This is a genomic window from Streptomyces sp. NPDC052721, from assembly GCF_040678315.1.
Lineage (GTDB): Bacteria > Actinomycetota > Actinomycetes > Streptomycetales > Streptomycetaceae > Streptomyces.
In genome coordinates this window covers 31,138-45,098 of record NZ_JBFATL010000006.1, presented here as the reverse complement: position 1 = coordinate 45,098, position 13,961 = coordinate 31,138, and the positions used below count along the sequence as shown (strand labels likewise).

Genomic DNA, 13,961 nt, shown 5'->3' with positions numbered 1-13,961 from the left:
GGAGAGGGTCGTGACGACGATGACGGAAGCGTCCGTACGCGAGTTCAAGATGCCCGACGTGGGCGAGGGACTCACCGAGGCCGAGATCCTCAAGTGGTATGTCCAGCCGGGCGACACGGTGACGGACGGCCAGGTGGTCTGCGAGGTGGAGACGGCGAAGGCGGCCGTCGAACTGCCCATCCCCTACGACGGCGTGGTCCGCGAACTCCACTTCCCCGAGGGCACCACGGTGGACGTGGGCACGCCCATCATCGCGGTGGCCCTGGCCGGCGGTGCCGCGCCTCAGGCGCCCGCCGAGCAGCCGCAGGCGGCACCCGCCCCGCAGCAGGCCGCGCCCGCCCAGCCGAAGGACGAGCCGAAGCCGGAGGGCCGCCAGCCGGTCCTCGTCGGATACGGCGTGGCGACCTCCTCCACCAGGCGCCGCCCGCGTAAGGGCCCCGAGGTCACCGTCCCCGCGCCGGCGCAGGCGATCCAGGCGGAGCTGAACGGCCACGGCGGCGCGGTCGCCGAGAAGCCCCGCCCGCTGGCCAAGCCCCCGGTGCGCAAGCTCGCCAAGGACCTGGGCGTCGACCTGGCCGCGATCACCCCGTCCGGCCCGGACGGCATCATCACCCGTGAGGACGTCCACGCGGCGGCCACGCCCCGGACGGCCGAGCCGGCCGCCCCGGTCGCGGCGGCGCCCGCCGCTCCCGCGGCCCCGGCGCCCGTGGCGTCGTACGACACCGCGCGCGAGACCCGCATCCCGGTCAAGGGCGTCCGCAAGGCCACCGCGCAGGCGATGGTCGGCTCGGCGTTCACCGCGCCGCACGTCACCGAGTTCGTGACGGTGGACGTGACCCGCACGATGAAGCTGGTCGAGGAGCTGAAGCAGGACCGGGAGATGCAGGGCCTGCGGGTCAACCCGCTGCTGCTGATCGCCAAGGCCCTGCTGGTCGCCATCAAGCGCAACCCGGACATCAACGCGTCCTGGGACGAGGCGAACCAGGAGATCGTGCGCAAGCACTACGTCAACCTGGGCATCGCGGCGGCCACACCGCGCGGCCTGATCGTCCCGAACATCAAGGACGCGCAGGACAAGACGCTCCCGCAGCTGGCTCAGGCGCTGGGCGAGCTGGTGGCGACGGCCCGCGAGGGCAAGACCTCCCCCGCGGCGATGCAGGGCGGCACGGTGACCATCACCAACGTCGGCGTCTTCGGCGTCGACACGGGCACCCCGATCCTCAACCCGGGCGAGTCGGCGATCCTCGCGGTCGGTGCGATCAAGCTCCAGCCGTGGGTCCACAAGGGCAAGGTGAAGCCGCGTCAGGTCACCACCCTGGCCCTGAGCTTCGACCACCGTCTGGTGGACGGGGAACTGGGCTCCAAGGTCCTGGCGGACGTCGCGGCCGTCCTGGAGCAGCCGAAGCGGCTGATCACCTGGGCCTGACCGCCCGCGACACGCCGGTGCCACGGCGAAGGGCCCGCCGCACGGGATGCGGCGGGCCCTTGTCGTCGGTGTGTCAGCCGAGCTTGGCGAAGCCGTAGTTGAGGAGCTTCTTCGCGTCCGCCTCGCGCTGGGAGATGGAGGAGGAGGCGAGGACGGTGCCGATGACGGTCTTGCCGTTCCGGGTCGCGGCGAAGACCAGGCAGTACTTGGCCTCAGGGCCGGAACCGGTCTTCACGCCGATGGTGCCGCTGTAGCTGCTGAGGAGCCCGTTGGTGTTCTTCCACGGGTTCATCGTGCGGGTGCTGCCCGTCTTGGTGATCGTCTTCGCGGTGTACGACTTCGTCTTGACGATCGTGCGGAACGTGGAGTTCTTCATCGCACTGCTGGCGATCTTCGTCAGGTCGCGCGGCGTCGAGTAGTTGGAGCCGTTGCCGATGCCGTCGAACGAGTCGAAGTGGGTGTTCGTCAGGTTCAGGCTCTTGGCGGCGGAGTTCATCTTGCCGATGAAGGACTTCACGCGCGCGGAAGTGGTGGAGCCCGAGCCGAACTTGTCCGCGAGCGCGTAGGCGGCGTCGCAGCCGGACGGCAGCATCAGCCCGTACAGCAGCTGACGGACGGACACCTTGTCGCCGACGATCAGGTGCGCCTGGGAGGCGTTGTTCCTGACGACGTAGTCGCTGTAGATCTTCTTGATCGTGACCTTGGCGTCGAGGTTCAGGTTCGGCTGCGCGAGCACGACCTTGGCGGTCATGATCTTGGTGGTGGAGCCGGTGGAGCGCCTGGTGTCCGCCGCCTTCGTGTACAGCGTCTTGGCGTTGGCGTTGTTCATCACGAACCCGCCCTTGGCCACGATCGACGGCGTGGTGACGGCCTGTGCGGGCGCTGCGGTGAGGGCACCGGTCGCGAGCAGCGCGCCGGACGTGACGGCGACGGCGGCGGCTCGGCGGAGGCGGATGCCCTGGATGCCGGTAATCAAAGTGATATACCTCAAATGTCGTGAATGCCCCTGGAGTGCGGCCTAGTTGAGCTGGCAACGGAAGGGGGCCGCATGGGTGTGACACGTAAGTAGCACAGAAGGTTGTGCGGCCGCTCCGGGGGCGCTTCGTCACGTCCGCATGATGGACGGTCCCGCCCTTGCGTACGTGTTGTATCTATGCTGTGGGCATGAACACGGCCGTCGAGCAGTCCGCCCCGCAGTCCCTCAAGCCGCCGCCCGCCGCCGACCGCGTGTACAGCCACGTCAAGCAGGGTGTGCTCGACCGCCGCTACGAGGGCGGCACCCTGCTCACCGAGGGGGAGCTGGCCGAGGCCGTCGGGGTCTCGCGCACGCCCGTCCGGGAGGCGCTGCTGCGGCTGGAGGCCGAGGGCCTCATCCGGCTCTACCCGAAGAAGGGCGCCCTGGTCCTTCCGGTCTCCGCGCAGGAGATCGCCGACGTGGTGGAGACCCGGCTGCTGGTCGAGGAGCACGCGGCCCGCAAGGCCGTACCCGCGCCGCCGGGCCTGCTGGAGCGGCTGGCCGAGCTGCTGGAGCGGCAGAAGGCGCAGGCCGCCGCCGGTGACCTGGCCGCCGCCGCGGTCACCGACCGCTGCTTCCACGCCGAGATCGTGCGCAGCGGGGGCAACGAGATCCTCTCCCGGCTCTACGACCAGCTGCGCGACCGGCAGCTGCGGATGGGCGTCGCCGTCATGCACTCCCATCCCGACCGGATCGCCAAGACGCTCGCCGAGCACGAGGAGATCCTGGGCGCGCTGCGCGCCGGCGACGCGGAGGCGGCCGTCGGCATCGTGCACCGGCACGTGAGCTGGTTCTCGCACCTGGCGCGGGGTGAGGTCCGATGAGCCTTCCCGGGCGCAACGCCACCCTTCCGGGCGATCCGCCGGGCGGGCGCCGGGCCGTCGCCGTGTGGTCCACGGGCGTGGCCGTCTACTTCGTCGCCGTCATCTTCCGTACGTCGCTGGGGGTGGCCGGTCTCGACGCGGCCGACCGCTTCCACGTGGGCGCCTCCGCGCTGTCCACGTTCTCCATCCTCCAGCTGCTGGTCTACGCGGGCATGCAGATACCCGTCGGCCTGCTCGTGGACCGCCTCGGCACCAAGAAGGTGCTGAGCATCGGTGCGGTGCTCTTCACCGCCGGGCAGCTGGGCTTCGCCTTCTCCCCCTCGTACGGCACCGCGCTCGCCTCCCGGGCGCTGCTGGGCTGCGGTGACGCGATGACCTTCATCAGCGTGCTGCGGCTCGGCACCCGCTGGTTCCCGGCCCGCCGCGGGCCGCTGGTCGCTCAGCTCGCGGGCCTGGTCGGGATGGCGGGCAACCTGGTCTCCACCCTGGTCCTGTCCCGGCTGCTGCACGGCATCGGCTGGACCCCGGCGTTCGCGGGCAGCGCGCTGGCGGGCGCGGTCGTCCTCGTGCTCACCCTGCTGTTCCTGAAGGACCACCCCGAGGGTCAGGAGCCGGAGCCGTCCCCGCACCGGGGCGCGGCCTACGTCCGCCGGCAGATCGCCGCGTCCTGGCGGGAACCGGGCACGCGCCTGGGCCTGTGGGTGCACTTCACCACCCAGTTCCCGGCGATGGTGTTCCTGCTGCTGTGGGGCCTGCCGTTCCTGGTCGAGGCACAGGGCCTCAGCCGGGCCACGGCCGGTGAACTGCTCACTCTCGTCGTGCTGTCCAACATGGTGATCGGCCTGGTCTACGGCCAGATCGTCGCCCGGCACCACGCGGCGCGGCTGCCGCTGGCGCTGGGCACGGTGGCCGCCACCGCGGCACTGTGGGCGGCGACCCTGGCCTACCCCGGGGAGCACGCGCCGATGTGGCTGCTGCTGGTGCTGTGCACGGTGCTCGGCGCGTGCGGCCCGGCGTCGATGCTCGGCTTCGACTTCGCCCGGCCGGCCAACCCGCCCGAGCGACAGGGCACGGCGTCCGGCATCACCAACATGGGTGGCTTCATCGCCTCCATGACGACGCTCTTCGCGATCGGCGTGCTGCTGGACGCGACCGGGGACGACTACACGGTGGCGTTCAGCGCCGTGTTCGTGCTCCAGGCGCTCGGGGTCGGTCAGATCCTGCGGTTGCGGGGGCGTGCGGCGCGGCGCGAGCGGGAGCGGCTGGTCGCCAGCCGGGTGGAGACGGTGCACGTGCCCGCGGCGTGAGCCGGGGGTTCTCCCGCGTGCCCACCCGTCTCCGGCCGGCCGGGAGGCCGGCCGGATGCCGTCACGGCGTCACCGCGAAGTGACGCAGGATGGCCGCCGCCAGGTCCTGGTCGCCCTCCGTCTTCACCCGGTCCGCCACCGCCTCGGGGCTCACCCGGCCGCAGGCCAGGCGGACGTAGGTCTCCCAGTCGAGGGTGAGGGTGGCCGCGGGGCCGAGGGCGGGGGCGGTCTCCACGGTGCCGCGGCCCTGGATGTCGACGCGTACCGTGCGCAGGAACTCGACCGGGCCGTGCACGTCGAACACGATCGCCGAGCTGCGCGGGGCGTTCGCGTCGTGCGCGACGACCTTGGGCAGCGCCTCCAGCAGGACGTCCCGGGTGACGTACGCGCCCGGCGAGTCCAGGTTGCCGGGGCGGCCGAGAGCCGCGCGCAGATCCTGCTCGTGCACCCACACGTCGAACGCCCGGGCGCGGTAGGCCTGTTCCAGGGTGACCTCCGTGCCCAGCGGTCCGCGCACGAGGGTGGCGGGGTCCCGGGCCTCGTTCCGCAGCTGGCGGTTGCGGCGGATGACCGTGTACTCCAGCTCGGCCGTCATCTCCGGCGCCGTGTGGTGGCGGCGGACGTCGACCTGCATCTCCATGTAGCGCTGGTGCTCGGTGGTGACGTGGAAGAGGTCGCGCGGCAGGGAGTGGATGGGGCGCGGGTCGCCGAGCATCTCGCAGTCCAGGCCGATGACATGGGACACGATGTCCCGCACCGACCAGCCGGGGCAGGGCGTCCGCCGGTTCCACTCGCCTTCGACGAGCGACTGCACCATCTCGGATATCGCTTCGATGGAGTGGGTCCAGGCGTCGGCGTAGGGCTGGAGGGTGGGATGCAGACTCACGGAACGGGACCCCTCGGCGGTCGGTACACGGGCAGGTTGTGGCGGCATTGCCAGCGGGCGGCTGCACTTCGGCGGGTGTCTTGAGAGTCCCCCAGGTTCTCGGCTGCGCTCGAACTGGGGGCACCCCCAAGTTACGCTGCTGAAAGGCACCCCGGCAGTGCTTTCGTGTGACGATCGTAGGCCTGTGTGGACGACTCGAATGCCAGGACGGTGGTAGTGTGCGCGCCTCGCTGATCCAGATCGCCGTGGACGAGGACGAACCGGTCGACTCCCGGCGGCGGCGCGTGGCCGCGCTGGTGCGGGAGCAGAGCGGGGCCGACCTCGTCGTCCTGCCCGAACTGTGGACCACCGGTGCCTTCGCCTTCGAGGAGTTCGGCCGTGCGGCCGAGCCGCTCGAAGGGCCGACGTACGAGGCGATGGCCAAGGCGGCGAGCGACGCGGGCGTGTGGCTGCACGCCGGCTCCATCCCTGAGCGGGCGGCATCCGACAGCGGCTCCGCCACGGGGGACGGCACCCTCTACAACACGTCTCTCCTCTTCTCCCCCTCCGGTGATCTGGCCGCGGCCTACCGCAAGATCCACCGCTTCGGCTTCGACAAGGGCGAGGCGGTGCTGATGGGCGCGGGCCGGGACCTGGTGACGGTCAGGCTGCCCGGGACCACGCTCGGCCTGGCCACCTGCTACGACCTCCGTTTCCCCGAACTCTTCCGCGGTCTGGTCGACGCCGGCGCCGAGACGCTGGTGATCCCGGCGGGCTGGCCCGAGCGGCGACGCGCGCACTGGACGCTGCTGGCTCAGGCGCGGGCGGTGGAGAACCAGGCGTTCGTGCTCGCCTGTGGAACGGCCGGGACGCACGCCGGAGTTCCGCAGGCAGGTCACTCGATCGTGGTGGATCCGTGGGGCGAGGTGCTCGCCGAGGCCGGCTCCGCAGAAGAGGTCCTCACGGTCGACCTGGACCCGGCGAAGGCCGGCGCGACCCGCGAACAGTTCCCGGCGCTCAAGGACCGGGTGCTGGGCCTGCAACCACCCCGGCGCCGGACCTAGGCCCTGTCGTCAAACTCCCGTCTGCCGCGCGACGCCATGCACGCACTCTCGCCGCACCGGGCCCCGACCCAAGTACATCCAGTACGAGGGCCGGGGCCCGGCACGCCGAGAGCACGCACCTGACGCCTCGCGGCCCGCCCTCCGGGCGGACGACGGGAGTTTGACGACAGGACCTAGTCCCCGTCAGTCCCCCTCCCTCTCCTTCTCGGCGAGGTGGATCACGCACACCGCCACGGCGATCAGCAGCGCCGGGTCGGCGTCCTCCCGTACGACGTCCACGCCGTACGTGTCGCGTACGGTCAGCCAGCGGCGGGAGATCACCGCGAGGAGTTCGCCGTCGTACTCGACGGCGAACTCGCGGTCCAGGATCTTTCCGCTGACGTCGAGTTCGGTGCCGTCCGCCAGGGAGACCCGGTAGTGGTTGCGCAGCAGGGACAGCCGCTTGCGCCGGATCCTGGCCAGAGGCTCGCCGTCGCGTTCGATCACCATGGTGTCGCGCAGGGCGAACATCTTCTGGTGGATGTCGATCAGGACCCGCCCCTCGGTGTCCTTCAGCTCGAAGGTGTCCCGCAGGCGCATCGCCTTGCCGTCGACGAGGAACACCTTCCGGCCGTGTTCGTCCTCGATCCACCAGTCGTCACCGATGCCGAGGATCCGGTCGCGTACGAGGAATCTCATACGGGTCATGCTTCCCCGGCGCGGGTCGATCGTCACAGGATGTGCCGGTTCGTCGGGTCGGCCCCGGGGGGCGCGGAGGGGACGAGAAGTGGTGAGACCGATCAGGCGGGCAGGTCTGCCCGCCGTGGGGGCAGTCCTGCTCGCGGCCGGTTCCGGGTGCTCGTACCGGGGGCCGTGCGCCGGCTATGACGTCGTCTCCGGGGTCGGCGTGCTGTTCGACCGCCAGGGGTACGGCGATCTCACGGGCGGCTCCTACGGCTGTGCGCGCGGGGCGAGTGCGCGAAGGGCACACTGCGGCGGGAGCGCGTCACGGACGTGAGCCTTCCGCTGCCGCGTGACGTCGACCCCGCCTCCGGCCCGATCCGCTTCCGGGGCACCCGCAAGGGTGAGGGCAGACCGGTCATCGACACATCGGTCGACGTACGGCCCACCCACCAGACCGCCGGCCACGGGCGAGCGGTGCCCGGCCCGGGTTTTCCACAGGCGCCGGAACGGCTGTCGGCGTCAGGTGGCACCCTTGGAGCCATGACCGACTCCGCACCCCGACGCGCCCGAGTCCGCGCCCCCGAGCTGATAGGCAAGGGCGGCTGGCTGAACACGGGGGACCAGCAGTACACCCTCGCCGACCTGCGCGGACGCATAGTCGTCCTGGACTTCTGGACCTTCTGCTGCATCAACTGCCTGCACGTCCTGGACGAGCTGCGCGAGCTGGAGGAGAAGCACCGGGACACGCTCGTGGTGATCGGGGTGCACTCGCCGAAGTTCGTGCACGAGGCGGAGCACCAGGCGGTCGTGGACGCCGTCGAGCGCTACGGCGTGGCGCACCCGGTCCTGGACGACCCCGAGCTGGCCACCTGGAAGCAGTACGCGGTGCGCGCCTGGCCGACGCTCGTGGTGATCGACCCCGAGGGGTACGTCGTCGCGCAGCACGCGGGCGAGGGGCATGTGCACGCCATCGAGCGGCTGGTGACCGAGCTGGAGGCCGAGCACGAGGCCAAGGGCACCCTGCGCCGCGGTGACGGGCCGTACGTCGCACCGGAGCCGGAGCCGACGGTGCTGCGCTTCCCCGGCAAGGCCCTGCTGCTGCCATCCGGCACCTTCCTGGTCAGCGACACCACCCGGCACCAGCTGGTGGAGCTGGCCGAGGACGCCGAGACCGTCGTACGGCGCCTCGGCTCCGGCACGCGCGGGTTCGCCGACGGCGGCCCGCGGGAGGCGTCCTTCAACGAGCCGCAGGGCCTCGCTCTCCTCGACGACGGCTCGGTGGTGGTCGCCGACACCGTCAACCACGCCCTGCGCCGCGTGGACCTGGCCACCGGCGGGGTGACCACCCTGGCGGGCACCGGCAGGCAGTGGTGGCAGGGCTCGGCGACCTCCGGCCCGGCCCGCGAGGTGGACCTCTCCTCGCCGTGGGACGTGGCGGTCTTCGGCGGCAGGGTGTGGATCGCGATGGCGGGCGTCCACCAGCTGTGGACGTACGACCCGGCCGCGCGCACGGTCGCCGTGGCGGCCGGCACCACCAACGAGGGACTGGTGGACGGGCCCGCCGCCGAGGCCTGGTTCGCCCAGCCCTCCGGCCTCGCGGCCACCGCCGACCGGCTCTGGCTCGCCGACTCCGAGACGAGCGCCCTGCGCTGGGTCGGCCTCGAAGGGGACGTGCACACCGCCGTCGGCACCGGCCTGTTCGACTTCGGCCACCGGGACGGCGCCGCCGACCAGGCCCTGCTCCAGCACCCGCTGGGCGTCACCGCCCTGCCGGACGGCTCGGTCGCCGTCGCCGACACCTACAACCACGCCCTGCGCCGCTACGACCCGGCGACCGGCGAGGTCACCACGCTCGCCACCGACCTGCGCGAGCCCAGCGACGCCGTCCTCGTCGGCGAGGACATCGTGGTCGTGGAGTCGGCCCGGCACCGGCTGACCCGGCTGCGGCTGCCGGAGGAGGCGGTGCGCGTGGAGCCGGTCGCCCACCGCACCCAGCGCGCCGCGACCGAGGTCGCCCCCGGCCGCCTGCGCCTGGACGTGATCTTCCAGGCCCCGGCCGGCCAGAAGCTCGACACGAGCTACGGCCCCTCGACCCGGCTGCTGGTCTCCGCCACCCCGCCCGAGCTGCTGCTCAAGGGCGAGGGCGCGGACACCGACCTGTCCCGCGACCTGGAACTGAACCCGGCCGTCCCGGAGGGCGTCCTGCACGTCTCCGCGATGGCGGCCTCCTGCGACGACGACCCCGCCAACGAATACCCGGCCTGCCACGTCCACCAGCAGGACTGGGGCGTCCCGGTCCGTCTCACGGAGAACGGAACGGACCGCCTGCCGCTGGTGCTGGCCGGGATGGACGAGACCGCCCCCGGGCAGGGCTGAGCGGCGCGGTCGGCAGGCACGTCGCCGGGAAGCGGCTGAACCCACCTTCAGTGACAGGTGGGTTCAGCCGTCAGACGCCGTAGCCGTCGGAGTAGCCGTCGACGCGGTGGTGGCGCGGTTCCTCCTCCACCACCGGGGTCGTCGGCGGTACCACCACGCGGCGGCGGCGGGCTATTCCGCTGAACGTCGCCACGCCGATCAGGCCCACGGCCATCAGGATCAGGCCGACGACGGTGAGGTTGACGCCCTGCATGTGCCAGTCGGTCGCGAACGTCAGAATGGCCCCCACGGCGATGAGGATGATGCATCCGCCGAGACCCATGAGACCTCGCCTCCCCTTCTGGTTCCGGAATCTCCGGTGCCGTCCGGGTACCCGGCGAGGCCCCGACTAGCCCTCCAGGAAGGCGGTCAGGGCGTTCGCCAGGAGGAACGGGTCGTCGGCACCGCACAGTTCACGGACGCTGTGCATGGAGAGGATCGCCACGCCGATGTCGACCGTGCGGATGCCGTGCCGGGCCGCGGTGATCGGGCCGATGGTGGTGCCGCACGGCATGGAGTTGTTGGAGACGAAGCTCTGGAAGGGGACGTTCGCCCTCTCGCAGGCCGCGGCGAACACCGCGCGGCCCGAACCGTCCGTGGCGTAGCGGTTGTTGACGTTGACCTTGAGGATCGGGCCGCCGTTGACCCGCGGGTGGTGCGTCGGGTCGTGCCGCTCGGCGTAGTTGGGGTGCACGGCGTGACCCGTGTCGGAGGACAGACAGACCGTTCCGGCGAAGGCGCGGGCCCGGTCCTCGAACGACCCGCCGCGCGCGAGGACCGAGCGCTCCAGGACGGTGCCGAGCAGCGGGCCGTCCGCGCCGGTGTCCGACTGGGAGCCGTTCTCCTCGTGGTCGAAGGCGGCCAGCACCGGGATGCGGGTGAGCGCGGCGCCGGAGGTCGCCGCGGCGGCGAGGGCGGCGGCACCGGCGTGCACGGACAGCAGGTTGTCCATCCGCGGACCGGCGACCAGCTCGCGGTCCCGGCCGAGGTAGGCGGGCGGCTCCACCGGATACGTCATCAGGTCCCAGCCGGTCACCGAGCCCGCCGTCAGCCCGGCCTCCTGTTCCAGGAAGGCGATGAGGTCGCCGTCCAGCACGTCGTTGCCGAGGCCCCACACCGGCTGGAGGTGCCGCTGCTTGTCCAGCTTGAGCCCCTCGGAGCTGACCGAACGGTCCAGGTGGATGGCGAGCTGCGGCACGCGCAGCAGCGGCCGGTCCACGTCGACCAGGACCGAGGAGCCGTCGCGCAGGCTCAGCCGGCCGGCCAGGCCCAGATCCCGGTCCAGCCAGGAGTTCAGCAGCGGGCCGCCGTAGATCTCGACGGCGACCTGGCGCCAGCCGTGCGCCCCGCTGTCCGGGCGGGGCTTGACCCTGAGGTTCGGGGAGTCGGTGTGCGCGCCGATGATGTGGAAGGGGGTGTGCGGCTCGGCGCCCTCGGGCACGTACCAGGCCACGATCGCGCCGCCGCGCAGCACGTACTTGCCGCCGTACGTCCCGTCCCAGGCGTCCGTCTCCGCCACCTGCCTGAAGCCCGCCTTCTCCAGCCGCTCGGCGGTGTTCGCCACGGCGTGGTACGGCGTCGGGCTCGCCACCAGGAAGGACATCAGGTCGTCGGTGTGGCCGCGGTCGAAGGTGAGTGGTGCGCGCGCAGCGGTCCCTGGAGGGGCGGCGGCGGGTGACGGGCGGGATGGTGCGCTCATGGGATTCACCTTAACGACGTGCACGGGCCCGCTCCTGGTGAGGAGCGGGCCCGTGCGAGGAATCGACGGGGTCGTCCGGAACGTCCGGACGGGCCGGCTAGAACGCCGCCTCGTCCAGCTCCATCAGGTCCAGCTCGACGCCCGCGGCGACCTTGCGGGCGAGCGTGACGCCCGGCAGGACGTTCGCCGCGAAGAACTTCGCCGCGGCGATCTTGCCGGTGTAGAACGCCTTGTCCTTCGCCGAGGCCGTGGCCAGCTTCTCGGCGGCGATCGCGGCGCCCTTGAGGAGCAGGTAGCCGACGACCACGTCACCGGAGGCCATGAGCAGGCGGGTGGTGTTCAGGCCGACCTTGTAGATGTTCTTGGTGTCCTGCTCGGTGGCGGCGAGGTCGGTCAGCATCAGGCCGACGATCGCCTCCAGCTCCACGGCCGCCTTGGCCAGGTGCTCGCGGGCGCCGGCCAGCTCCTCGCCGCCGGTGCCGAGCGCCAGGAACTTCTTGATGTCCTCGGCGAGGGAGTTCAGCGCGGCGCCCTGGTTGCGGACGATCTTCCGGAAGAAGAAGTCCTGGCCCTGGATCGCCGTGGTGCCCTCGTACAGGGTGTCGATCTTGGAGTCCCGGATGTACTGCTCGATCGGGTACTCCTGCAGGAAGCCCGAGCCGCCGAAGGTCTGCAGCGACTGGGCGAGCAGCTCGTAGGCCTTCTCGGAGCCGTAGCCCTTGACGATGGGCAGGAGCAGGTCGTTCAGGGCGTGCTCGGCGGAGGCGTCCTCGCCGTTCGCCTCCTTGATCTGGATCGCGTCCTGGATCGAGGCGGTGTACATCACGAGGGCGCGCATGCCCTCCGCGTACGCCTTCTGCGTCATCAGCGAGCGGCGCACGTCGGGGTGGTGGGTGATGGTGACCTTCGGCGCGGTCTTGTCCATGAAGTTGGCCAGGTCCGGGCCCTGGACGCGCTCCTTGGCGTACTCCAGCGCGTTCAGGTAGCCGGTGGAGAGCGTGGAGATCGCCTTCGTGCCGACCATCATGCGGGCGAACTCGATGATGCGGAACATCTGGCGGATGCCGTCGTGCTTGTCGCCGATCAGCCAGCCCTTGGCGGGGTGCTTGTCGCCGAAGGTCATCTCGCACGTGTTGGAGGCCTTCAGGCCCATCTTGTGCTCGACGTTGGTGGCGTAGACGCCGTTGCGCTCGCCCAGCTCGCCGGTCTCGAAGTCGAAGAGGTACTTCGGGACGAGGAAGAGGGACAGGCCCTTGGTGCCGGGGCCGGCGCCCTCGGGACGCGCGAGCACGTAGTGGAGGATGTTCTCCGACATGTCGTGCTCACCGGAGGTGATGAAGCGCTTCACGCCCTCGATGTGCCAGGAGCCGTCCTCCTGCTGGACCGCCTTGGTGCGGCCGGCGCCGACGTCCGAGCCCGCGTCGGGCTCGGTGAGCACCATGGTGGAGCCCCACTGCTTCTCGACGGCGATCTTGGCGATGTGCTTCTGGACGTCGTTGCCCTCGTCGAAGAGGATGCCGGCGAACGCGGGGCCGGAGGAGTACATCCACACGGCCGGGTTGGCGCCCAGGATCAGCTCGGCGTAGGCCCAGATCAGGGAGCGCGGCGAGGTGGTGCCGCCGATCTCCTCGGGCAGGCCGAGCCGCCAGTACTCGGAGTCCATGAAGGCCTGGTAGCTCTTCTTGAAGGACGCCGGGACCGGCGCGGTGTTGGTCGCCGGGTCGAAGACCGGCGGGTTGCGGTCGGCGTCGGCGAAGGACTCGGCCAGCTCGTTCTCGGAGAGGCGGGTCAGCTCCTCCAGGACGCTCTTGGCGGTCTCGACGTCCATCTCCTCGAACGGGCCGGTGCCGTACACCTTGTCGCGCCCCAGTACTTCGAAGAGGTTGAACTCGATGTCGCGGAGATTCGACTTGTAGTGCCCCATGGCGACGGCTCCGTAGAGGGATCGGCGAGGCACTTGCTCCTCGCACCTAGTTCACGTACCAACAAGTAGCCACGATGATGCTACCCGCCGGTAATAAGAAGCAACCCCTGCCGGGCCAAGTGTGAGAAGGGTCTACTCGGCCACGCCCGTGAACAGGACGCCCGTCCTTGCGGTGTTCCGCGAAAGACAGGTGACCGCCCGGTATCTCTCCGTTGATTTCCCCGGCGCCCACCCCCCGCCCCCGCTCTCGGTACGCTTGCGCGCATGTACGGATACGGCCAGCCCATGGACGGGGGCGCTGCCCAGCAGCAGTACGCCTCGTCGCAGCAGCAGATGCCGGGTGGTGTCGGCGGGTACGGCCAGCAGCCGCCGCTCTACCCGGAGCCGTCGCCGCCCTCGCTCGCGGACGCGGTGCGGGCCTTCACGACCGGGCAGATGTCCGCCGAGGACTTCCAGCAGATCTTCGCCACGTCGAAGGTGTACTGCCCGCGCGGCGACACCCCCGGCTTCCTGGCGCTGCACAACACCCAGCAGCCGGTGATCCCCATGTTCACCTCGCTGAAGGAGCTGCGCCGGTACGCCGGCAAGGAGTCCAAGTACTTCGTCATCACCGGCGCCGAGGTGATCGACCTGCTGCCGACCGGGTACGGCTTCGTCCTGGACATGGAGGGCGAGCACCGGATGGTCTTCGACGCGAAGGCGGTCGAGCAGATGGTCGACTTCGCGATGCGCCGCATGTACGGCTAGACGCCATCGCCG

The 13,961-nt window shown here is 71.0% G+C and carries 12 protein-coding genes; 6 read left to right on the top strand and 6 right to left on the bottom strand.

The features are described 5' to 3' along the window. The first annotated feature begins 10 nt into the window (after window positions 1-10). Window positions 11-1,426, top strand: coding sequence for a dihydrolipoamide acetyltransferase family protein (locus tag AB0L21_RS08315; protein WP_365782889.1), 1,416 nt, complete (start codon window positions 11-13; stop codon window positions 1,424-1,426). Window positions 1,427-1,499: 73 nt separating this feature from the next. Here the strand turns inward: AB0L21_RS08315 and AB0L21_RS08310 are convergent, their stop codons facing one another. After that, on the bottom strand, window positions 1,500-2,402 hold the full coding sequence (locus AB0L21_RS08310; protein ID WP_365700038.1) for a D-alanyl-D-alanine carboxypeptidase: 903 nt from the start codon (window positions 2,400-2,402) through the stop codon (window positions 1,500-1,502). A 188-nt stretch (window positions 2,403-2,590) separates the two neighbouring features. Between AB0L21_RS08310 and AB0L21_RS08305 the strand changes: the two genes are divergently transcribed. Together AB0L21_RS08305 and AB0L21_RS08300 are read left to right on the top strand one after the other, a co-directional pair. Further along, window positions 2,591-3,265 carry a GntR family transcriptional regulator gene (locus AB0L21_RS08305; RefSeq protein WP_365782887.1) on the top strand — a complete coding sequence of 225 codons (675 nt, stop codon included), beginning with the start codon at window positions 2,591-2,593 and terminating at the stop codon, window positions 3,263-3,265. Beyond that, a complete protein-coding gene (locus AB0L21_RS08300; protein WP_365700035.1) occupies window positions 3,262-4,572 on the top strand; it encodes an MFS transporter in 1,311 nt (436 codons plus the stop codon). The genes AB0L21_RS08305 and AB0L21_RS08300 overlap by 4 nt, the downstream gene beginning before the upstream one ends. A 61-nt stretch (window positions 4,573-4,633) precedes the next feature. Here the strand turns inward: AB0L21_RS08300 and AB0L21_RS08295 are convergent, their stop codons facing one another. After that, a complete protein-coding gene (locus tag AB0L21_RS08295; RefSeq protein ID WP_365782885.1) occupies window positions 4,634-5,458 on the bottom strand; it encodes a maleylpyruvate isomerase family mycothiol-dependent enzyme in 825 nt (274 codons plus the stop codon). Window positions 5,459-5,676: 218 nt separating this feature from the next. Here AB0L21_RS08295 and AB0L21_RS08290 point away from each other — a divergent pair, with 218 nt between their 5' ends. Further along, the gene (locus tag AB0L21_RS08290) at window positions 5,677-6,501 is read left to right on the top strand and encodes a carbon-nitrogen family hydrolase (RefSeq protein WP_365782883.1); all 825 of its coding nucleotides are present in this window, start codon (window positions 5,677-5,679) and stop codon (window positions 6,499-6,501) included. Between the two features lie 183 nt (window positions 6,502-6,684). Here the strand turns inward: AB0L21_RS08290 and AB0L21_RS08285 are convergent, their stop codons facing one another. After that, window positions 6,685-7,179, bottom strand: a complete 495-nt coding sequence (locus tag AB0L21_RS08285; protein WP_365783058.1) for an LURP-one-related family protein — start codon at window positions 7,177-7,179, stop codon at window positions 6,685-6,687. A gap of 525 nt (window positions 7,180-7,704) precedes the next feature. On the opposite strand from AB0L21_RS08285, the gene AB0L21_RS08280 reads away from it, so the two are divergent. Beyond that, window positions 7,705-9,540 (top strand): thioredoxin-like domain-containing protein, encoded by a 1,836-nt coding sequence (locus AB0L21_RS08280; protein ID WP_365782881.1) that lies wholly within the window; start codon window positions 7,705-7,707, stop codon window positions 9,538-9,540. 70 nt (window positions 9,541-9,610) lie between these two features. Here the strand turns inward: AB0L21_RS08280 and AB0L21_RS08275 are convergent, their stop codons facing one another. From AB0L21_RS08275 to AB0L21_RS08265, 3 genes are all read right to left on the bottom strand, one after another. Beyond that, window positions 9,611-9,862, bottom strand: a complete 252-nt coding sequence (locus AB0L21_RS08275; RefSeq protein WP_014673852.1) for a DUF6458 family protein — start codon at window positions 9,860-9,862, stop codon at window positions 9,611-9,613. Window positions 9,863-9,928: 66 nt separating this feature from the next. Continuing rightward, complete coding sequence (locus AB0L21_RS08270; RefSeq protein WP_365782879.1) at window positions 9,929-11,278, bottom strand: M18 family aminopeptidase; 1,350 nt, start codon at window positions 11,276-11,278, stop codon at window positions 9,929-9,931. A 97-nt stretch (window positions 11,279-11,375) separates the two neighbouring features. Beyond that, complete coding sequence (locus AB0L21_RS08265) at window positions 11,376-13,202, bottom strand: acyl-CoA dehydrogenase (RefSeq protein ID WP_365700334.1); 1,827 nt, start codon at window positions 13,200-13,202, stop codon at window positions 11,376-11,378. Window positions 13,203-13,466: 264 nt separating this feature from the next. Between AB0L21_RS08265 and AB0L21_RS08260 the strand changes: the two genes are divergently transcribed. Next, the gene (locus AB0L21_RS08260) at window positions 13,467-13,949 is read left to right on the top strand and encodes an SseB family protein (RefSeq protein ID WP_103813517.1); all 483 of its coding nucleotides are present in this window, start codon (window positions 13,467-13,469) and stop codon (window positions 13,947-13,949) included. Window positions 13,950-13,961: the final 12 nt, after the last annotated feature.